General features: G+C 56.4%; 17 protein-coding genes. 5 read left to right on the top strand and 12 right to left on the bottom strand.

The features are described from left to right. Positions 1-61 precede the first annotated feature (61 nt). From QZ534_RS07815 to QZ534_RS07805, 3 genes are read left to right on the top strand one after another with little or no spacing between them, the layout of a single operon-like run. Positions 62-1483 (top strand): mannose-1-phosphate guanylyltransferase/mannose-6-phosphate isomerase, encoded by a 1422-nt coding sequence (locus QZ534_RS07815; RefSeq protein WP_296933399.1) that lies wholly within the window; start codon positions 62-64, stop codon positions 1481-1483. Continuing rightward, a complete protein-coding gene (locus QZ534_RS07810; protein ID WP_296933397.1) occupies positions 1480-2385 on the top strand; it encodes a lysophospholipid acyltransferase family protein in 906 nt (301 codons plus the stop codon). Before QZ534_RS07815 ends, QZ534_RS07810 begins: the two co-directional genes overlap by 4 nt. Further along, positions 2379-4388, top strand: a complete 2010-nt coding sequence (locus QZ534_RS07805) for an O-antigen ligase family protein (RefSeq protein ID WP_296933395.1) — start codon at positions 2379-2381, stop codon at positions 4386-4388. Before QZ534_RS07810 ends, QZ534_RS07805 begins: the two co-directional genes overlap by 7 nt. Here QZ534_RS07805 and QZ534_RS07800 read toward each other — a convergent pair. From QZ534_RS07800 to QZ534_RS07785, 4 genes are read right to left on the bottom strand one after another with little or no spacing between them, the layout of a single operon-like run. Next, positions 4347-5393 (bottom strand): polysialyltransferase family glycosyltransferase, encoded by a 1047-nt coding sequence (locus QZ534_RS07800; protein ID WP_296933393.1) that lies wholly within the window; start codon positions 5391-5393, stop codon positions 4347-4349. The two genes, QZ534_RS07805 and QZ534_RS07800, sit on opposite strands and share 42 nt — an antisense overlap. Before the next feature lie 34 nt (positions 5394-5427). Continuing rightward, positions 5428-6507, bottom strand: a complete 1080-nt coding sequence (locus tag QZ534_RS07795) for a CDP-glycerol glycerophosphotransferase family protein (RefSeq protein WP_296933392.1) — start codon at positions 6505-6507, stop codon at positions 5428-5430. Next, complete coding sequence (locus QZ534_RS07790) at positions 6508-7626, bottom strand: glycosyltransferase family 4 protein (protein ID WP_296933390.1); 1119 nt, start codon at positions 7624-7626, stop codon at positions 6508-6510. It abuts the gene before it with no gap. Beyond that, positions 7623-8339: a 3-deoxy-D-manno-octulosonic acid kinase gene (locus tag QZ534_RS07785; RefSeq protein ID WP_296933389.1), complete on the bottom strand. Its 717-nt coding sequence runs from the start codon at positions 8337-8339 to the stop codon at positions 7623-7625. The genes QZ534_RS07790 and QZ534_RS07785 overlap by 4 nt, the downstream gene beginning before the upstream one ends. Positions 8340-8496: 157 nt before the next feature. Between QZ534_RS07785 and QZ534_RS07780 the strand changes: the two genes are divergently transcribed. After that, a complete protein-coding gene (locus QZ534_RS07780) occupies positions 8497-9561 on the top strand; it encodes a glycosyltransferase family 9 protein (protein ID WP_296933386.1) in 1065 nt (354 codons plus the stop codon). A gap of 126 nt (positions 9562-9687) precedes the next feature. Here QZ534_RS07780 and QZ534_RS07775 read toward each other — a convergent pair whose 3' ends face one another. The 3 genes from QZ534_RS07775 to glnE all read right to left on the bottom strand — a co-directional run bounded on the left by QZ534_RS07775 (position 9688) and on the right by glnE (position 14092). Continuing rightward, positions 9688-10095 (bottom strand): DUF6165 family protein, encoded by a 408-nt coding sequence (locus QZ534_RS07775; protein ID WP_296933384.1) that lies wholly within the window; start codon positions 10093-10095, stop codon positions 9688-9690. A gap of 87 nt (positions 10096-10182) precedes the next feature. Further along, positions 10183-11109, bottom strand: a complete 927-nt coding sequence (locus tag QZ534_RS07770; protein ID WP_296933382.1) for a branched-chain amino acid transaminase — start codon at positions 11107-11109, stop codon at positions 10183-10185. 76 nt (positions 11110-11185) lie between these two features. After that, a complete protein-coding gene (glnE, locus tag QZ534_RS07765) occupies positions 11186-14092 on the bottom strand; it encodes a bifunctional [glutamate--ammonia ligase]-adenylyl-L-tyrosine phosphorylase/[glutamate--ammonia-ligase] adenylyltransferase (protein WP_296933380.1) in 2907 nt (968 codons plus the stop codon). 80 nt (positions 14093-14172) lie between these two features. Between glnE and QZ534_RS07760 the strand changes: the two genes are divergently transcribed. Further along, a complete protein-coding gene (locus QZ534_RS07760; RefSeq protein WP_296933378.1) occupies positions 14173-15351 on the top strand; it encodes a potassium channel family protein in 1179 nt (392 codons plus the stop codon). 27 nt (positions 15352-15378) lie between these two features. Here QZ534_RS07760 and QZ534_RS07755 read toward each other — a convergent pair whose 3' ends face one another. From QZ534_RS07755 to typA, 5 genes are all read right to left on the bottom strand, one after another. Further along, a complete protein-coding gene (locus QZ534_RS07755) occupies positions 15379-16242 on the bottom strand; it encodes a CYTH domain-containing protein (RefSeq protein ID WP_296933377.1) in 864 nt (287 codons plus the stop codon). Positions 16243-16334: 92 nt separating this feature from the next. Further along, entirely contained in the window at positions 16335-17342 is a 1008-nt protein-coding gene (locus QZ534_RS07750; RefSeq protein ID WP_296933375.1) for a porin, read from the bottom strand. Between the two features lie 487 nt (positions 17343-17829). After that, positions 17830-18288: a D-aminoacyl-tRNA deacylase gene (gene dtd, locus QZ534_RS07745; protein ID WP_296933372.1), complete on the bottom strand. Its 459-nt coding sequence runs from the start codon at positions 18286-18288 to the stop codon at positions 17830-17832. A 92-nt stretch (positions 18289-18380) separates the two neighbouring features. Next, complete coding sequence (gene pip / locus QZ534_RS07740) at positions 18381-19343, bottom strand: prolyl aminopeptidase (RefSeq protein ID WP_296933368.1); 963 nt, start codon at positions 19341-19343, stop codon at positions 18381-18383. Between the two features lie 119 nt (positions 19344-19462). After that, positions 19463-21274, bottom strand: a complete 1812-nt coding sequence (gene typA / locus QZ534_RS07735; protein ID WP_296933366.1) for a translational GTPase TypA — start codon at positions 21272-21274, stop codon at positions 19463-19465. Positions 21275-21497 lie beyond the last annotated feature (223 nt).

Raw genomic sequence — 21497 nt, 5'->3', positions numbered from 1 at the left:
ATGACGCGCCTGATTTTGATGTTTTTCTTGGCATTCTTTAACTCAAGCCCGGAGTGTGCAGATGATTCACCCCGTCATTATGGCTGGCGGTACCGGCTCGCGCCTTTGGCCGATGTCGCGCCAGCTGAATCCGAAACAGTTCCTGAAACTGACCAACGGCCCCCTGTCGATGCTGCAGGCCACCGTTGCGCGGCTTGAGGGCATGGATGCAGCCAACCCTCTCCTGATCTGCAACGAGGAACACCGGTTCCTGGCTGCTGAACAAATGCGGCAATCCGGCCACGAAGATACGCGGATCATTCTGGAGCCCTACGGCCGGAACACGGCGCCCGCCATTGCATTGGCAGCACTGCAGCTGACCGAGGCCGCGGAAAACAACGCCGAGGATCCACTCATGCTGGTCCTGGCAGCCGACCACCTGATCAAGGACGTGACCGCCTTTCAGGAAGGGGTGAAGAAAGCCATTCCGCTCGCACGGGAAGGCAAACTGGTCACCTTCGGCATTGTCCCGAACCATCCGGAAACCGGCTACGGCTATATTCATCGTGGCACGGAACTGGGCCCCGACAGCTATCTGGTGGACAAGTTCGTCGAAAAGCCGGACCAGGCGACGGCCAATGGCTACCTGGATTCCGGCGAATACCTCTGGAACAGCGGGATGTTCCTGTTTGGTGCCCGCCAATACCTTGAAGAACTGGAGACTCATCGCCCGGATATCCTGGCCGCCTGCCGTGCTGCCATCGCAGATACCGCCGATGACCTTCACTTCACCCGGATCAATGCCGAGCGCTTCGCGGAATGCCCCTCGGACTCGGTGGACTACGCCGTCATGGAGAAGACCGACAAGGCCGCCGTGGTTTCCCTCGATGCCGGCTGGAGCGATATCGGCTCCTGGTCCGCGCTCTGGGAAGTGAGTGACAAGGACGCAGATGGCAACAGCCTGACCGGCGACGTGATTACCCACAACACCGCCAACACCCTGGTCCGTGCGGATAGCCGGCTGGTGGCCACCGTTGGCGTGGACAACCTGGTGGTTATTGAAACCAAAGATGCCCTGCTGGTTGCCCACAAAGACAGCGTCCAGGACGTCAAAACCGTGGTGGAACGGATCAAAACCGATGGCCGCCACGAACACATGAACCACCGGGAAGTATACCGGCCCTGGGGTGTGTACGATTCCATCGACAACGGGGCCCGCTACCAGGTCAAACGTATCACCGTAAAACCCGGCGCCAAGCTCTCAGTGCAGATGCATCACCATCGAGCAGAGCACTGGATTGTGGTCAGCGGCACCGCCCGGGTTACCAACGGTGAGAAAACCTACCTGGTCACCGAGAACCAGTCCACCTACATCCCGGTTGGCCAGGTGCATTCGCTGGAGAATCCGGGGGTCATCGACCTGGAGCTGATCGAAGTCCAGTCGGGCTCTTACCTGGGTGAGGACGATATTGTCCGTTACGAGGATCGGTACGGCCGCAAATGAGCAAGCTCAAGTATTTCGTCATTGCCGGGCTGCTCAGGATTGCCGGCTGGCTATCTCTTGCCGGCGCCCAGCGCGTGGGTCGTCTCGTAGGTTACCTGGTGTGGCGACTGCCTACCAAGTCCCGCCAGGTAACCGACACAAATCTCGCCATATGTCTCCCCGAGCTTTCCGACACCGAACGTGCGGTTATGTCCAGGAGATCCCTGGCCCAGACCGGTATGACCTTGCTCGAGGTGCCCCTGATGTGGGAGTGGCCGGTGGAAAAATGCCTTGGTTTGATCCGGGAGACCGAGGGACTGGAACTGATCGACGAGGCGATGGCTGGCGACAAGGGGCTGATTCTCCTCGCGCCGCACCTCGGCAACTGGGAACTGGCGGGCCTGTTCTTTTCTTCTCGCTACAAGATGGCAGCGCTCTACAGTCCGCCGAACATGCCCGAATTTGAAGATTATATGATCAAGGTGCGTGGACGCCTTGGCTCTGAGCTGGTCCGGGGCGACCGTCGGGGTCTGGCCCGACTCGCCTCGATTCTGCGGGAAGGCGGTGTTGCCGGGATCCTGCCGGATCAGTCACCCCGGGGCAAAGGCAATGCTTTCGCGCCTTTCTTTGGCATGGAAGTGAAAACCATGACCCTCGTGTCCAAGCTGATCCAGCGTACCGGCGCCAACGTTCTGATCACCTATGCGGAGCGTCTGCCGGATGCGTCCGGGTTCCGGATTGTCGTTCGCGAAACCGGCCCGGGCCTCGGCGACAAAGACCCGGTGGCCGCAACCACGGCCATGAATCGGGCCATTGAGCAATGCGTGCGAGGAATCCCCGAGCAGTATCAATGGGAGTACAAGCGCATGCGCCATCGGCCACCCGGCGAAATCAACCCCTACAACCCGGACCGCGTATGTTGAATCCCGTACTGGCCCTCCATGCACTGCTGATCATCGGCCTTGGCGGCGCGCTCCTGTCGTCAAGCATCCTGGCCGGCGCCACCCTTTTGATCGCCGTTGCCGGAATGGTGCTCAGCGCCCGTAAATCTTTGTATAAAGCCGGTTGGGACAAGCCCAAAGAACTCAGGTTACTGCACTTTTCCTTCTGGTTCTTCGTTCTGGTGAGCCTCATGTCCTGGGCCCTGGAGGGCTTTGACTACGAGGGCGGAAAAACGTTTGGCACGCACGCCCGGTTTATCCTGTTCTGGCCTCTGATCATTGCCATCAGCTATGCGAGGATTGGCGCCCGAACGACTTTTGCTGCCATCGGCTTGATGGCCGTGTCCGTCATCGGGATTTTTGTCGTCACCATTGCTGCCCGTCAGGGCGCCCTTGGTCAGGTTTTGAATTCCCGTTTTGGCGGCGGTATTAACCCCATCAGCTTTGGCAACCTCGCCCTCCTGGCAGGTATGTTGACGATCGTTGCCGGAATGTTCTTTATTCGGGACAAACGAGTGGGCCTAGCGATACTGTTTTTCCTCGGTGGAACGGGGGCCGTCCTGATTTCCATGCTGTCGGAAACCCGTAGTAATCTGGTAGCCCTGCCATTCCTTCTGGTTGCACTGCTGCCACTACTCAGCAAAAAGCTCAGAATTGCCGGATTAATCGCTGTCCCTATTCTGGTCGCCGGCGCAATCATCACCAGCGACCGTATGTCCAGCTCACTCAATGGCTTGCTTCACAACGGTCATCTGGATTCCGGCATGGAAATCCGCCTCGAAGTCTGGGGGCAGGCTGTGAAGATGTTCAGCGAAAACCCCTGGTCGGGGGCTGGCCTTGGCGGCTATACCCAGCGCATAGAGTCAGAAGTGGCCGCGGGCAATCTGCCACAACATTTCCTGGACTGTTGCACGGGACATGCCCATAACGATTTACTCAATAGCGCTGCCACCAGCGGTATTCCAGGCATTCTCAGCTGGGCACTGCTGATATTCATCCCTCTGGCCATTTTTGCCAGAAATCTGTCCAGCCGCCACACAGCGACGGCCCACCTGGCGGTAGCGGGGTGCATGATTTCCATTGGCTACTTCTTATTTGGACTCACCGAAGCCACCTTCAATCGGACGCTGTTCCTTACCTTCTATCTGCTTGCGGTCGCATCAATTGCCTCCGCTATGTTCACAGAGCTGAGCGCCTCGTACGTTCGAAACAGGGCCCGGAAGGTTTCCGCGACCATTATCACAAAAAACGAAGAAGACCATATTACCGACTGTCTCAAGTCAGCGAGGCTGGTGGCAGACGAGATCATCGTTCTGGACAGCGGCAGCACTGACAGGACTGTGGAACTGGCCAGAGAACTGGCCGATGTTGTTGAAGTTACCGACTGGCCCGGTTTTGGCATTCAGAAGCAGCGCGCACTTGAGAAAGCGACCGGAGAGTGGGTGCTGTCACTGGATGCCGATGAGCGTGTCACACCAGAGCTGGCACGGGAGATCAACGATCACCTGGCAGATCCGGACGCGGACGCTTACAAGCTTCCCTGGGCGGTAACGATATACGGCAGCCGGCTGGATTTCGGACGCAGCGGCCGAGCCCCGCTCCGGCTGTTCCGTCGCGAGGGCGTCAGCTTTTCAGACGCCCTGGTGCACGAGCGGATACTGATCCCGTCCGGACGCAAAATCAAAACCCTCAGGGGCCGCCTCACTCACTATACACACCGGGATTTCGGTCATTCCCTGGAAAAAAGCGCAAAGTATGCCTGGCTTGGTTCTCTGGAGAAGCATCGCAGGGGCAAAAAAACCCGCACCATGATCTACCCAACTCTGCGGGGCCTGATGACGTTTGTGCAGGTGTACTTCATCCGTTTCGGCTTTCTGGACGGCGCTGTGGGTTATCTGACGGCGGTCACCTACGCGCAGGTGACCTTCAACAAGTATGCCGGGTTATGGACTCTGGACCGGCCGGCCCGCTTCGAAAAGTCGTGACCCCCGAAGGAGCGTCGTTTCCACGCCGACGCTCCTGAACATACGCCTTATTTCATCATAGTAGGGCAGCCGGGCGCCCAGGGCGGCATCATCGATCTGGAACACCCGGATTTCCGGGAATATCTTTTTCAGCGTAAACAGAGCGGTTGAAGCAAAGCTGTAAAAAGCCAGGTAGGTTTCTCCTGACAGAGCCACTTCTACCTCTATGGGGCGACCGGCCTGTCGTATCTCGAGCGGAAATTCTGCAAGCAACCTCTCAAGCTCTTCCCTGCTCTCCTTTCGATGCATGAAGTACACAACACGGCTATCGGGATGACGCTCTACGACGTGCTGAATTTGCAGCTTCAGTTGCTGAAGCCGATCTTCCCCACCAAAAGGCTGGCCCAGGAACCCGACCGTGGGCATCTGACTGCTGTTACGGGCGGATATTTTGAAGGTTCTGCGAAACACCGGAAAATCATGAACCTGAACCTGGACAAGTTCGGAGCTCTGTAACGGAAAGAACGTAAAGAACGCGATCACCTCCGGAACAACGCGATGAATCCGTATTCCCATGGTTCTCAGAAGCCGTTTTTTTGCCGCTGAAATCCGGGAGGCGATACCCTCGTTGTGAATGGCGTGGTAGTAGGTCACGGTGGCCAGGCCATCATCGACGAAAATCAGCTGTTTGCTGTCGAATCCCCGATAAAAGACTTCATGAATCCAGCTGGATTTGTTGCCGATAAACAACCGTTCAATGCGGCGTCGTGAAAGGCTCTTGGCGACAGCTCCCAGACGAAGGTAAAAGGAACTTTTTTTCAGATAGATGGTTTCGATGCCTTGCCAGCCCAGGGCCTCGGCCAGGAAGGCCATTTGTCCCTCGGTCTCCCGGTTATCCGGTCGCGCAATGACGAGAAGGGTAGTTTCAGCACTGCAGCCGTAATGGTGGCGAGCCTCGGAGCAACTGATCAGTTGAAGGGGCGTACTCGCGATAAAGACATTGATAGGGCTGGGGATGCTGCTCAAATCATTCGTTTCCCGATCTGGACCTTCGAGGACTCTATCCTGAGCTTTCCGGTGCCATACGTGCAAGCTCCTTACGCAAGCGGCGCCTGACTTTCAGCTTACGTAACAGGTTCATCGGCTTGGGCTTGAGTTCGCTACGTTTGTTGATCAGGAAATCCTCAACCGCATCCAGAACCCGCCCGCTGGAGCGACCATCCCTGAAGCTGTGCAACTGGTCGCAAAGGGCTCTCGTTTCTTTCATCAGGGTATCGGGATACTGCACAGCCTGCTCCAGGGCTGACTCAACATCCTCCACTTCGTGGACATCGATCAGATATGGCCCCGGCATTTTCGTTCTGAAGGTCACTACCGGGCGATCAAGGAACATGAATTCAAACATAATGGACGAGGTATCGCAGAGCATCACATCTGCCTGCGGCAGCAGAGGCAACAGATCCTCATCACTCTCGACAAAACGCAGGTTATCGCCGCTCAACTGGCGGTATTGATCCACGACCGTGGGATCCATCTTCGGATGCAGGGTTACAATGAATTTCCAGCGACCATTCCTGGAGAGCTCGCCGATTTTCTCTACAAGATCCGGCGCGGAGGTAACGGACCGGCTGAACGTTGAGGCGTAAAACACAACGGGCAACTCGTCTTCCGAGCGGCCTCTTTTACCCTCCTCAGGCTGCGACAGCAGAGGATCCAGCTTGGGCCAGCCGGTATGGGCAACCCCGAAATGCTGGTATTGGGCCGCCAGCTCACGGAACTTTTCCGTATCTTTCACCGCATGCGTACAGTAAAGATCAAACCAACCTCGAATGCGGTAGTGATCGCTTTCATCCTCGCTGCTATGGCCACGCTTGTTGCGAGCCATGCCGTGAAATACCTCAACTTTGATTCCCGGAAAGAAATACGGAACCCAGTCCCCGGGGACAAAGGTCGCATCGGCGTTGTATTCCATAACCTCTTTGACACTGCCAAGACGGCGCTCTTCGGGCCGAAGCGGCGCCGTTGAGCAACCCGCGACAAACCAGGCTGCTTCGTCGCCCCGGCGCAGTATCTCTTCCTGCAGCGGTCGCAGAATCGAATAGGAATAGGGTTGATTGACAAAAAACAGATACCGCCGCATTCAGGCCCTGCCCGTCAGTGCTTTGTATAGCTCACCCGTCTCCCTGACGGTTTGTGAGGTGTGAAAATCCCGGGCTATCCTTTGCCGCGCCGCCTGCCCAAGCGAGGCCGCCAGTTCTCTGTCGCGGTAAAGCCGCTCGATGGCCGCTGACAACTCGGAGGCATTCTTCGGTGCAACCACAATACCACTGACACCATCTTCCACCAGTTCGGGCATGCCGCCGACACTGGTTACCACTGGCGTCACACCATAGACCATGGCCTCGATAACCGCTCGGGGCAGCCCCTCCCTTTCCTTCGACGGGAGCACAAACACATCACTGGCCGCCGCTATCGCCGGGGCGTCGTTGCGGTACCCGGTGAAGTGGATCCGTTCCGGGTGAGAGGCCGCAGCGGCCTGCGCCTGAATCTCTTCGTTATCAATGACGTCTCCCACCAGCAGCAAATGTACGTTCACATCCGCAGGCAGCTTGTCGACAGCTTCTATCAGATCATCGAAGCCTTTTCTTGGGGTATTCCGTCCGGTGCAGCACACCACGAATGCACCTTCCGGAACATCAAACTGGGTCAGATCGGCCTTGGGCGACTGATACCAGTCCAGGTCATGCCCCTTGTAGATTCTTTGAAGCTTCCGCTCAGGAATGTGCATCCACAAAAACCGCAGACTGGCCAGGTAATCCTTGATGGCATCGGCAACACAGACGATCTTGCTGACACGCGGGTGCAGGAAAGTAATCCAGGACTCCGGATTGAGGAAACTGATATTACCGATCACACCACGATAGGCGACGATCTTGATATCGGTGCCCCGGGAAGCCCTTAAGCCGCAGGCAAGGGCTCGGGGATTATAGGCGTGGATGACCTCGTATTTTTTCTTCGCCAGTTGTTGCCGGATGGCCTCGGTGCCTTCCTTGTCGAAACGATTCTTCAAGGCCATTGGGCAGGCAACCATGCCCTCGTCAACGAGGCGCTGATAGTTCCGGCCTTTGGGATTACACATGACGTCGACGTCGAACCCGGCCTTTCTGAGCCCGATAAAGAGTTCCGTCTCCGGACGATCGCAGGCATCCGTAAGACAAAGTATCGACGGAAGCGATCCGCCCTGCTGTGGATGGGTCAAGTGGCCATTCCCCTGTTATATCCGTTCATAAAATAACTCCAGACCTTCGCCCGGGCTTCTTCTCCGCCCACCTTCACCAACGAGCGTGAGAAGCGATCAAGATTGGCCTCTTTCCAGCGCGCGGGAGCTTTGCTGGTAATCAACCGGCTCTTGTCAAAATCGATCAGGAAGTACTCATCACCTCGAACCAGTACATTGAAGCAGTTCAGATCTGCATGCATGACGCCGGCGTCGTGAAATCGACGAACGGTTTCTCCGATAGATGCCCAGGCTTCACCATTCAGCTGGGAAATAAGATCAGCCAGCGGTAACGTGTTTTCCAATCGCTCAATGATGATGGCGGCCCGATACTGGATCGGCGAAAGCTTACGGTACCAGGCGGCAACCGGCCGGGGTACGGGAAGTCCCTGGTTGACCAGTTTGTTCAGCAAGCGGAATTCTGCAAAGGATCGCACATCCGCCTCGCGCGTGAAGGCATAGGCGTATCGGGCAAATTTCGCCATCAACCCGCCCCGGCGATACTCCCGAAGTACCAGCCTGTTTTCTCCGGCCCGCAAAAACCAGGCTCCGCCACGGCCACCGCTGCTTACCGGACGGGCGTTATCGCCCCAGGCGGCAGCGTTGAACCAGTCTTCGGTAACTCTGCCCTCGTAATCCGGGTGAATCAGCATCGCTGAAGCCCTTTCCCGAATACAGATTTCAGACTCCACCATGCTGGGTTCCCGGTCACCGAAATTGAAAGAAGACACGCCTGCCCCGCTCGCGCCGGGACGGACACGCCTGAGTGCGTTAGAATGGCCGCCAGTTTACCAATGATTGCTGACAAAGCTCCACAGCCCCAGGCCACAACCTGAACCGGATCAAACTCTGATGAACTCCATCTGCATTCTCCGCCTGTCCGCCATCGGCGACGTGACCCACGTGATACCCGTTGTACTGAGCCTTCAGGAGCAGCTTCCCGGCGTTAAGATCACCTGGGTTATCGGCAAGATCGAAGCCAAGCTGATTGGCGATCTGCCCGGTGTTGAGTTCATTGTTTTCGACAAGAAGGCCGGCCGCAAAGGCTACGCCGAGCTTCGCAGACAGATGCGGGGGCGCAGATTCGATGCCCTGCTTCATATGCAGGTAGCATTCAGAGCCAACCTTGCAGCCGCCTGTATTCCTGCCCGCATCAGGATTGGCTATGACAAGGCCCGCAGCAAGGATCTTCACAGCCTGTTCATCAATCGCCGAATCAAGCCGTCTCCCCAACAGCATGTTCGCGACTGCCTCGCCAGTTTCCTGGAGCCTCTGGGACTCAAGGCAGCCCCACCGCAATGGCAGATCCCTTTAAGCGACTCGGACCATGAGTTTGCCAGCGCGCAACTGGCAACCGATCGCAGAAACCTGGTAATCAGCCCGTGCGCCAGCCATACCCTTCGTAACTGGCCGGCCGAGCGCTACGCACAGCTGGCCGACCATGCCGTACAGAAGCACGGTATGAGGGTGATCCTGGTGGGCAGCCCCGCCCCATTCGAGGCCGAGTATTGCGCGGCTATAGAAGCTGCCATGAAAGAGAAAGCCCACAATATTTGCGGCAAGGACACCCTGAAGCAGCTGACGGCACTGATGACCCATGCCGACCTGGTCGTAGCGCCCGATACCGGCCCGGCCCATATCGCCAGTGCGGTGGGCACCGATGTGCTTGGATTGTTTGCGGCGAGCAATCCTTACCGCTCGGGCCCCTACAATTCTCTGGATTGGTGTGTAAACCGGTATCCAGAAGCTCTGGAGAAGTTCACTGGCAAAACAGTGGAACAGGCCCGCTGGGGGGCAAAAGCCGAGTTCGAGGGAGCGATGGAAATGATTACGGTGGAGGATGCAACGGGGATGCTGGATCGGTGGGTTGAAGCTCACCCGGCGCCAGGAACACAAACGGCGCCGAAGTCGGGCTGACTTGGGCGCCGTTTGAGAGCTTTGTCGGATTATGCTTTGCTAATCCGACCTACTGCCACTAATCCGATCTACCGGTACTACCGGTACTGAAAAAGACAGATAACGGCGTTTATCTGGCCCGGATCTTTACTTTCGGGCCGTGTAATCCTGGTAGGACTTTTCTTCGACGAAGCGAGACCCCAAGGCCAGGTTGACCTCTTTCTTGATGGCGGCGCGCTTGTCATTGGTGACGTACACGGCGCGGGCCAGCTCGATGAACCTCGGACCAAAGTCTTGGGCGGCTTCCTGATCACGAATGTCGTCTTCGATCACCCACAGTTCTTCATTTACCGCTTTCAGCTGTTTGCGAAGGTCGGCGATTTCAGCAGCCTTGTCCTTCACCGCCTCGTCCCAGGTGGCACTCAGTTCATCCAGTTCAAGCCGAACGTTCCTGACCTTCGCTTCATCCTTGATCCGCTCGGACTTGATTTCGAGAATGGTGATTTTGTCCAGCACCTCGCCGAAGGATACCGGTACCTTGATAACGTCTGCCATTTGCTCGTCCCGCCAGTAAACAGGGTGTGTTAAACAACAAAGCCGCCGGGCTGCAACAGTCAACGGCGGCTTGAGTGTGCTCTGTAATCAGCCTTTAACGTGGGTCAGCCAACCACTGTGTTCCGCCAGCTTGCCCTTGACCGCATCAAAATACATGGCCTGAAGCTTCTCGGTGACCGGTCCGCGCTTGCCGGCACCGATCACGCGCCCATCAAGCTCGCGGATCGGCAGTACTTCCGCCGCCGTGCCGGTGAAGAAGGCCTCCTCGGCAACATAGACCTCATCGCGGGTAATCCTGCGCTCTTTCACGGGAATATTCAGATCGCGGGCAAAATCCAGGATGGTGGCACGGGTGATCCCTTCCAGGCAGGAGGTAAGCTCTGGTGTGTGCAGTACACCATCACGAATGATAAAGATGTTTTCCCCGGAACCTTCAGCGACGTAACCTTCGTTGTCCAGCAACAGCGCTTCCTCGGCCCCACCGGAAATGGCCTCGTTCAGGGCCAGCATCGAGTTGATGTAGTTGCCGTTGGCCTTGGCCTTACACATGGTGATGTTCACATGGTGGCGCGTGTAGGACGAGGTGCGCACCTTGATCCCCATTTCTTTTGCTTCCGGGGACATGTAGGAGGGCCAGCTCCAGGCCGCCACCATTACGTGGACCTTGAGGTTATCGGCCCTGAGCCCCATGCCCTCGGAACCGAGAAACGCCATCGGGCGCAGGTAGGCTTCATCCAGATTGTTTTCCCGTACCGCTGCCCGCTGGGCCTCGTTGATCTCGTCCTTACTGAACGGCATTTTCATGTTCAGGATGTGGGCGGAACGGAAAAGACGGTCCGTGTGCTCTTTCAGGCGGAAAATGGCCGGGCCATTCGCGGTGTTGTAGGCCCGCACACCTTCAAAACAGCCAAGGCCGTAGTGCAGGGTGTGAGTCAGGACGTGCGTCTTGGCTTCCCGCCAGGGAACCATTTCACCATCCAGCCAGATAACGCCATCGCGATCAGCCATCGACATTCTTCATTGCTCCTAAAAAAGCGTTTTTCGGGGAACCGGCATTCTAGCAGGAAAATCTGCCGGAATTGAATTTGCCTCAGGCATCAATCATCACTTTTTTCCACATGGCGCGGATGTAGTCACGCTCCTCGGTAAAGGCATCGCCCTCCACCTGGCTATTGAGGTTCTGGAGCGCCCGCCTATGGATGGTGGAGCGTAGGGCGATAAAGGTTTCTCTGAGTTTCTCGGCATCCTCCACAGCCATTACACCTGCGCGCCCCAACTCTTCCATCTGGCGAATGTTGTCGGACCACTGGGTCAGCTCCGGGTGTTCGGCACACCAGGCCAACATCAGGTACTGCACCATGAACTCGATATCCACGATGCCACCGGTATCATGCTTGATATGGAACACCTCGGCCTGCCGGCTCTCCGGTGTGGCGAGACTGGCTCGCATCTTCTCCCGCATCTCAACCACCTCACTACGAAGCTTTTCACGGTCACGGGGGTGACAGAGGATGTCGTGGCGGATGGATTCAAAGGCTTCGAGAGTTTCACTGCATCCGGCAACGCCCCGGGCCCGGGCCAGCGCCTGATGCTCCCAGGTCCAGGCATCTTCACGCTGGTATTTTTCGAAAGCCTGCAGTGTACTCACCAGCAGGCCTGAGTTGCCGGAGGGCCGCAGGCGCATATCTACCTCGTAGAGTTGTCCTGAGGGCGTCTGGGTGTTGAGAATGTGGACAATCCGTTGTCCCAACCGGGTGTAGAAAACCGCATTGTCGATGGGCTTTTCACCATCGGTAGCCAGCTCCGGATCGGCCTTGTGCACAAACACCAGATCAAGGTCGGAGGTATAGCCAAGCTCGATCCCGCCCAGCTTGCCATAGCCAATAATCGCGAAATCGGTCTCGCAGGCGGATCCATCCTGCCTGCGCGGATAGCCATGGCGACTGACCAGGTTGGCGAAGGCCACGTCTACCACGTGATCCAGAACCACCTCGGCGATCCAGGTCAGGTAATCACTGACCTTCATCAACGGTAATGTGCCTTTCAGTTCGGACGCCGCAACCCGCAGGATATGGGCTTTCTTGAAATGCCGCAGGGACTCCATCTGCTCTTCCAGATCCTCAAACGGAATCCGAAGCATCTGCTGGCGCAAATCATCCTGCAATTCTGCTTTCGCGGGTGGGCTGTACAGGCTCTCGGCGTTCAACAACTCATCCAGCAGGAGCGGTGTTTCCGCCAGCTGCCTGGCAATCCAGGGGCTCTCACTGCACAACCGCACCAGTTGGGTGCAGGCGCCCGGGTTCTCGAGCAGCAACACCATGTAGGCCGTTCGCCGCAGAATGGCCTCTACCAATTGCAACACCCTCGACAGTGTCTCGGAAGGGTTATCAACCTGAGTGAGTGCCTCCAGCAGCATCGGCATGAACTGATTAAGCCGCCTCCGCCCCTGGGTCTGGAGATTCTGTACGGTCCGGTTTTCCCGCAGCTCGGCCAGCTCCGACAACGTCTTTTCAGGGTCTTCATAGCCCCGGGCTTTCAGCCAGTCGGCGGCTGCGCCCTCTTCCATCTCAGCGAGCCAGAGTTCAAACCAGCCCTCTTCAAGCGCTTCCGGGCCCTCATCCTCCTCATCCTCGGTGGCGATAATATTGGCAAAATGGGTGGCAACGCGTTCCCTGTGCTCGGCGAGGCTTTGCTCACAAGCCTGCCAGGTTTCGAACCCCATGATGGTGGCTACCCGGGCCTGGGACAGCTCATCCTCCGGAAGCAGTTGGGTCTGCTTGTCTTCCATGCCCTGAAGCGCATGCTCCAGGTTTCGCAGGAACACATAGGCGTCCCGCAGCTCACGAACCACTGGTGAGGGCAACAGCTCCAATTCCTCAAGCTCCTTCAAAATCACCAGCAGCTCGCGCTGCTGTAGCTCCCGGTCCCGCCCCCCGCGGATGAGCTGGAACGCCTGAACCACGAACTCGATTTCACGGATGCCGCCACTGCCCAGCTTGATATTGTTTTCGAGACCCTTTCGACGAACCTCACGACCGATCATGGCCTTCATGCTGCGAAGGGACTCGAAGGCACTGAAATCGATGTACTTGCGATAGACAAAGGGGCGCAAACTCTCCATCAGAACCTTGCCCGCTCTCTGGTCGCCGGCCACCACACGGGCCTTGACCATGGCATAGCGCTCCCAGTCGCGCCCCTGATCCTGGTAATAAGTTTCCAGGGCGGCAAAACTCAACGCCAGGGCACCACTCTGCCCGTATGGCCGCAGGCGCATGTCCACTCGGAACACAAAGCCGTCTGCCGTTATCTGGTCCAGAGCCTGAATCAACCGCTGCCCCAGCCGGACAAAAAACTGCTGATTGTCCAGCGAGCGACGCCCGCCAACGGTTTCCCCTTTGCTCGGGAAGGCAAAAATCAGGTCGATGTCCGAGGACACGTTCAGTTCCCGACCACCCAGCTTACCCATGCCCAGGACCACCATTTTCTGGTTTGCTTCCTGACCGGTAACCGGATCAGCACCGCGAGGGGTGCCATACTGCTCACAGGCGTCACGGTACAACCAGTTAAGCGCTCCATCGATGCAGATATCCGCAAACGCACTCGTAGCCGCCATGGTTTCAGACAGGTCCGCCCATCGCATCAGATCCCGCCAGATAATTCGAAATTGGGATTCCATGCGGAATCGCCGAAGCGCCGAATGCAGTGCAGGCTCTCCATCCACTTCGGACAGGTACTCCTGCCAGCGTTTTTCGAGGGACTCAGGGGTAGTCGGTTCTGCCAACGAACGGGCGGTTAACAGGGCCTGAATCTGCCCTGGATGGCGCTCCAGAGTCTGGCGCAGAAACAGGCTTCGGGAAATTGCGGTCGCCAACACAGTGTCATCCATGCCCTCCGATGAGCTCAGCCAGGTCGGAACGCCCTCCGGAAACACCGATCCCCAACACCCGGCGACATCATCCGCCAGCAGTTTCGGAAGGCTGTGCCATGGCTCGGACATAATGCAAACCCCTGTCTCTCTGTTATATTTCCGGTACTGTATAACGAACTTCCCCGCAACTGAACAGGCCGCCGACACGGATGCAACGAAACCGCCGCCCACTGAATCCGGAGCACCAGGAAACCCACCTGCCCATGGGTGGACTGATTCGGAGCCGGATGAAGCGCCTGTTCGCGATACTGGGCGTGCTGCTTTCAGTACAGGTTCTGATTATCTGGGCGGTCGAGGACCTCTCCCTGTTTGAAGCCGCCTGGCTGACCATGACCACGCTGGTGACGGTGGGTTACGGCGATTACGCGCCCCAAACCATGATCGGCCGATTCAGCACGATTGTTCTGATGTTTATCACCTCAATTACGTTGCTGACACTGATCGTAAGCGACTATATCGAGTATCGGTTTTATCGACGGGAACGGATTCTGACAGGAAGGTGGATCTATAAAATGAATGACCACATTATTATTGTTAACACGCCGCAGCATGGGGGCGACCAGTATTTCATGAGGTTTGCTTCCCAGATACGTGAGATCCCTGGCTACGAAACCATTCCAATCATGATTCTGACTCGCCAGTTTCCGATGGGACTACCCACAGAGCTCTCCGACATCGGAGTGGTGCACCATCACGGTGCAGGATTTGACCCCGAGGCGTTAAAGGCCGTCCACGCCGGCAGTGCGAGGCATATCATTGTGCTAGCGGCTGACGAAGCCGACCCCTATTCCGATAGCCTGACGTTCGACATTGCTCATCGATTGACGGAGCTGAATCTCGGCAGTCACACCATCGTCGAGTGCGTCAACGACCAGAACCGGGGGCGTTTCAAAGCTCTCGGTATTCGCACCGTTCTCCGTCCGGTTCGGACCTACCCTGAAATCATGGTGCGTTCGGTTGTTGCGCCCGGCTCGGAAAAGGTTCTGGAGGATCTTTTCAACTACGAACACGATCATCCCCATCGGTATGACCTGAAGCTGGACGACCTCAACTGGGCCGACATCGTAAGCGCATTGGTCCGCCACGGCATAGGCACCGCTCTGGCCTATATCGATAAAGATGGCGAGGTTGTCTGCCATCCACCAACCAACGAAGAGATTGAAGGTAAGGGACTGATTGTACTGGTTAAATCCGCGGAAACCCCGGAAGTCTCCGTGGTGGAGGAGGCCCTGGAGAGATACCGGATATTTCTGAAGCAGTGGCGCGCCCATTCCGCCGCACAGGAAACCGGCGAAGCAGAGCCGGAAAAGAACAACTCACCGGGTTAGAGAGCACCAGTCTCCATGAGCAACCAGCTACTGCCCTGCAGTGGCAAGCTGCAACTGGAGAACACCCAACTGCGTGGAGTTTTCGGAGAAATCACGAATCTTTACGCCGCGGATCAGCTCAACGATAACGCGCTCCCATAGTTCGCCACACCCTGCTGTATACGCTGCGCTTGCTACACGCGAGAGCTCACACTGGCCTGCAGGAAATGGCGTGTCGAGCAGCCAACAGACGCTCAACGCCTGAAGGAATTCAGTCACGGTAAGCGGCTCACCAGTGTCAATAATCTCCGGACAGTAAAGGCCCGCGAGAAAATAGCCCTGCTCGGCCTTACTGACGAGATTCAGGAAAACGGGAACTTCCCGGGCCAGCTCAAGCGCACACGTCGCCAGGTGGCCACCTTCCCCGCCTTTCAGTTCAAATTCCACTTCGTGCAGTGGCAATCTGGCATTATTGCCCGCCACACTGCCGGAATCGACGGCGATCTCGATAACACTCTGCCCTCGTTCCAGCCAGAGCACCTGACGCTGAAAGTTGGTTTCAAACACCACCTGAAGTCTGCTCAGGTCAAGCTCGGCACTCAGAGGTGTATCCAGCAATAACGACAGATCAAGATCCGGACCGGATACCGGCCACTCCCACTCTTCACGTCGGTGGGCGCCATCGACAAATTCACCCCGGGTTTTCAGGGTCTGGATGTAGTCGTCACCGGCTTTACGGATTCTCAAAGCGGCTTTGGCCCGATTCAAGTCGGCATTGGGCGTGTCGAAATAGCGATTGATCAGGGATCTGGTTTTTCCGGGGCGCACCTCAGAACGGGAGGAAAGCCACTTCAAAGCCTGCGCCTGTGCAGCTTCGGAAACACTGAGTTTGATTTCCAGTTCGGTAGCCATATCAACGCCCTGTTTTGCGGCATTCTTAAACGCAAAAACCGGCGACCCAAAGGTCGCCGGTTTCCATACTACAGGATTAGCCGGTTGGCTGATCAGAAGTAGTAAACAGCACCCACAGAAGCGATGGACTGCTCGTCGCCAGACGCGCCTTCCAGGGTGTACTCGTTAGCTGCGTCGGAACCGGAGAGGTAGCCTTCGAAGTAAACGTACATGTGGTCAGACACGTTGTGCAGAGCTTGCAGGATGATAGTGTCCTTTTTGTCGCCAGAAGCGTCGTCGTCCAGCATCTGGTAAGACAGAGCAAACTGGTTCGCGCCCATGGTGTAAACACCCATTACGCCAACAATGTCGTTCACGTCTTTGCGAGTCTGGTACTCACCGATCACGCTGAAGTCGCCAGCGCTGTAGGTTGCAGTCAGACCATAGCTGTTTTCATTGTTGTCGGCTGCAGCGCCGCCATCGTTGGAGTCCATACCAAAAGACACTTCAAGAGCGTCTACAGCGTAAGTCGCAACCAACTGGTACGGGTAAGATTTGTCCGCGCCACCCTTGGTGTCGCTGTCGCCGTTAACCTGAACAGCGGCAGACACAGTCAGACCGCCGAAGGACGGAGACATGTACTGAACCAGGTCACCTTCACCAGTGGAGTAGTTACCGAAAATGTCGGAACCTACTTCGTGGAAGTTACCGATCTTGACGATGGCACTTTCGTAAACAGAGTCATCAGAGCCGACCCAGATCTGACCGAAGCTGTCACCTTTAACACCAACATAGGCTTCGTCAAGAGCGTCGATACCGTCGCTGCTGGACTTGTCGTCAGCATTGATGCCTTCCAGCTCAAGCTTGAAGAAGCCGGTGATGCCCGGAGCAATTTCGTGGTCGTGCTTAACGCCCAGGGTGGAACCGTTGTCAGCGTGCTCAACCTCGGAGCCGCCGCCATCAACGTTGGTGTGCTTCAGCACGTACTGGATGTTGCCGTATACAGAAGGCATGGAGTCCATCTTGGCCGCCAGTTCGGAAGCTGACATTTCAGCCTGTGCGAACACACTGCCAGAGAAGGTAGCGGCTGCAATAGCAGATGCGATGAGCGTTTTTTTCATGTTGCGTCTTCCTTTTTGAGTTAACTCAGGTTTTAGCGACGGGTTCTTATCCCGATTTTGTAAGGCTTCACCAGCCAGGCTGGATGAGGCCGATTCTGCATTACCCTTATGTCAATTTGATGACAAACGAGTAACTTTTCTTCTTTTTCGAATAAATCTGAAAATTCCAGATGTATATAGCTCAATCACTTACAGGATCTTCTTAAAGTCCTGAATGATGAAACTGTTTTAATACAATCATTCTCATTTTGCAAATTAACTGCGCTGCATTTTTAGCTCTTTTGGCACCAGAAACGCAATTATTTATGCATTTCAGCACTCTGGGGCTGCGTTACAGTTGCGTTTCAAATCCGAGGCCAGTTCACCATTAACCTTTTATTAACAGAAGCTTAGGCCGTAAAAATTGCCCCAAACCAACGTCTCACATGGCGTTTTCGCACCATTGCAGGCCAGCATGACGGCCTGCGCACAATACTAGTGCAACTACCTATGCGCGCCTTTGTCCAATCTCAAGCATGAAGGTGACGGGCCCGTCATTCGTTAAACCTACCTTCATATCTGCGCCAAACCGGCCTTCACCCACTCTGTCCGAGCCCAAACGAGACCTTGCGTCTGCCACAAACAATTCGTAGAGCCTGTTGGCGGCGTCCGGTCCCGCAGCAAGGGAGAAACCGGGCCGGGTTCCGGAAGAGGTATCGGCCGCCAAAGTAAACTGTGGAACAACAAGGAGGGAACCACCGGTATCCAGCAGACTGCGGTTCATCCGCCCTGCTTCATCCGGAAACACACGGTAAGTGAGGATTTTTCGGCAAAGTTCCCTTGCCTCGCGCTCGCTATCTCCTTTTTCGACACCCAGCAACAGTAAAAGGCCTGCATCGATCGAGGCTATCTGCTCACCGCCCACGGTAACACTGGCTTGCGAAACTCGCTGGATCAATCCTTTCATCAACTGCCTTGAGGACGATTGAACAGGCAAAAATTAAGATCGGGCAAGAGTGTATCCATGGCAGTTACCGGCCGCAAGCCTGAAAACGGAATTCAGCCAGCACTTTTCTCAGTTTTCGCGACAACGGACTCAACTCCGCGAATCAGGGCATCGATAATGGCTGGCTCTGAAGCCGAATGACCAGCATCGCGAATGATCTGGAATTCCGCCTCCGGCCAGGCTTTGCTGAGTGCCAGGGCATTATCCAGCGGGCATACCATATCGTACCTTCCGTGAACGATAATGCCTGGAATATCTGCCAGGCGGCGGGCATCGCGAATGATCTGATCTGACTCAAGAAAGGCGGAGTTCATGAAATAGTGGCATTCGATCCGGGCCAGCGCGATAGCCACGTGGGGATGACCAAAATGCTCCACCACCCTCGGGTTCGGATGCAGGGTTGCGCATCGGCCCTCCCAGACCGACCAGGCCTTGGCCGCCTGAATCTGCTCCAGCTCGTTGGAACTGGTCAGTTTGCGGTAATAGGCCGACACCATGTTTTCCCGCTCGTGTACCGGAATTTGCGCCTCAAACTCAGACCAGTAGTCCGGGAACACGCGGCTGGCACCCTCCTGATAGAACCACTGGATATCACGGGGACGACACAAAAAGATGCCACGCAGAACCAGCCCCGATACTCTCTCCGGATGCGCCTGGGCATAAACCAGACTCAGGGTCGAGCCCCAACTGCCGCCAAACAGAAGCCACTTGTCGATACCGAGGAACGAACGCACCGCCTCCATATCCTCAACCAACTTGTCGGTGCTGTTACCCTCGAGCTCGGCCAGCGGAGTGGACCGGCCGGCGCCACGCTGATCCATGAGGATTATCCGGAATCGTTCAGCATCGAAAAAGCGCCGGTGGTAATCCTCGCACCCGCCACCCGGGCCACCGTGAACCACAAGAACAGGTATCCCGTCAGGATTCCCGCTTTCTTCAACATAGAGCTCGTGAGGCGGATCAACGGCAATACGGTGCTGGGCATTGGGCTTGATTTCCGGATACAGGGTGAGCATGGAGCGCTCCGTGTTGAGAATTTAACCGGAGTTTAGCTCAAGCAAAAGGAAAGGGGCACAGCGTGGGGAGAGATGAAAAAGGGTCAGATGAACGCTTTCATCTGACCCTTTTCCCGGGATTACTTCTTGTTGGCGCGCTTACGCTCGTTCTCGGTCAGAAGTTTCTTCCGCAGCCTGATCGACTTCGGGGTCACTTCTACCAGTTCATCGTCGTCAATGAACTCAAGCGCCTGCTCAAGGGTGAACTTGATCGGCGGCACGAGACCAATGACCTCGTCCTTGCCCGAAGCGCGCATATTGTCGAGCTTTTTGGCCTTGGTGGGGTTCACCACCAGGTCGTTGTCCCGGCTGTGGATACCACACAACTGGCCTTCATAGATTTCCTGCCCCGGATCCAGGAACAGCTTGCCGCGGCTCTGGAGGGTTTCCAGCGAGTAGGTCAGCGCGGTACCCGTAGCCATGGACACGATGACACCGTTCTGGCGGCTGGTGACATCGCCAACCTTGATCGGCCCGTAGTGGCTGAAGGTTGAAGTCAGGATGCCTGTGCCCGAGGTCATGGTCAGGAAGGTATTCCGGAAACCAATCAGGCCCCGTGCCGGAATGGTATAGTCCAGGCGCATCCGGCCCTTGCCATCCGGCACCATGTTGGTCAGGTCGCCCTTGCGCAGACCCATTTGCTCCATCACGGCGCCCTGGTGCTGCTCTTCGATATCAACAATAACGTTCTCGTACGGCTCTTGCTTTTCACCATCGACTTCGCGAATAACAACTTCCGGGCGACCGACCGCCAGCTCGAAGTTCTCGCGACGCATGTTCTCGATCAGAACGGACAGGTGCAACTCGCCACGGCCGGATACCTTGAACTTGTCGGCAGAGTCGCCCTCTTCAACGCGCAACGCCACGTTGTGCAGCAGCTCTTTTTCAAGCCGCTCCTTGATGTTCCGGCTGGTGACGTACTTGCCTTCCTTGCCGGCAAACGGCGAGTCGTTGACCTGGAAGGTCATGGACACGGTCGGCTCATCCACCGTCAGTGCCGGCAGCGCTTCAACATTGGCCTGATCACACAGGGTGTCGGAAATGAACAGCTCATCCATACCGCTAACACAGACAATGTCGCCAGCCTGGGCTTCATCCACCTCAACACGCTGCAGTCCGGAATGCCCCATGATCTTGAGGATACGGCCGTTGCGCTTCTTGCCGTTGGCACCGATCGCGGTGACCGGAGAGTTGGTCCTGATCTTGCCCCGCATGATGCGGCCAATGCCGATTACACCGAGGAAGCTGTTGTAGTCCAGCTGGGAGATCTGCATCTGGAAGGGGCCGTCCGGATCAACGTTCGGCGCCGGGACATGATCCACGATCGCCTGGAACACGGCGTCCATGTTGTCGTCGAGATTTTCATGATCCATCCCGGCAATACCGTTCAGGGCACTGGCGTAGACGATCGGGAAATCAAGCTGCTCGTCAGTGGCGCCCAGGTTGTCGAACAGGTCAAACACCTGATCCACAACCCAGTCCGGACGGGCGCCGGGACGGTCGATTTTGTTGACCACCACGATCGGGCGCAGGCCCGCAGCAAATGCCTTCTGGGTAACGAAACGGGTCTGGGGCATGGGGCCATCGATAGAGTCGACTACCAGCAACACGCAGTCCACCATGCTCATGACCCGCTCAACCTCACCACCAAAATCAGCGTGGCCCGGGGTGTCGACGATGTTGATGTCGTAGCCATTCCATTTCAGGGCGGTGTTTTTTGCCAGAATGGTAATGCCCCGCTCTTTTTCCTGATCGTTGGAATCCATGACACGTTCGCTATCCAGCTCTTTCCGATCCAACGTGCCGGATTGGCGCAAAAGCTGGTCTACCAGTGTGGTCTTACCATGGTCAACGTGGGCGATGATGGCGATATTACGAAGTTTTTCAATCACAAAAATATTCCTGCGGCATGCACTCAATGACCTGAGAAGGTCGTTCGCAGGGGAATTCCCACCACATGCCGTCTCAAATCCGTAAAATGAACTCATTCACCGGAGCTGGCTGCCCGGCACCCTGCACGGTGTTTTCTGATCATGGATCTGGAAAAGGCAGGGTAAAAATGAAGCGGCGCGCAGTATATCGAAAAGTCCGTGTCGTTAATATGAAGAAAAACGC

The organism is uncultured Marinobacter sp., from assembly GCF_913055835.1.
Taxonomy (GTDB): domain Bacteria; phylum Pseudomonadota; class Gammaproteobacteria; order Pseudomonadales; family Oleiphilaceae; genus Marinobacter.
Note: the sequence above shows the minus strand (reverse complement) of the source record. Positions and strands in the feature narration are given on the sequence as shown.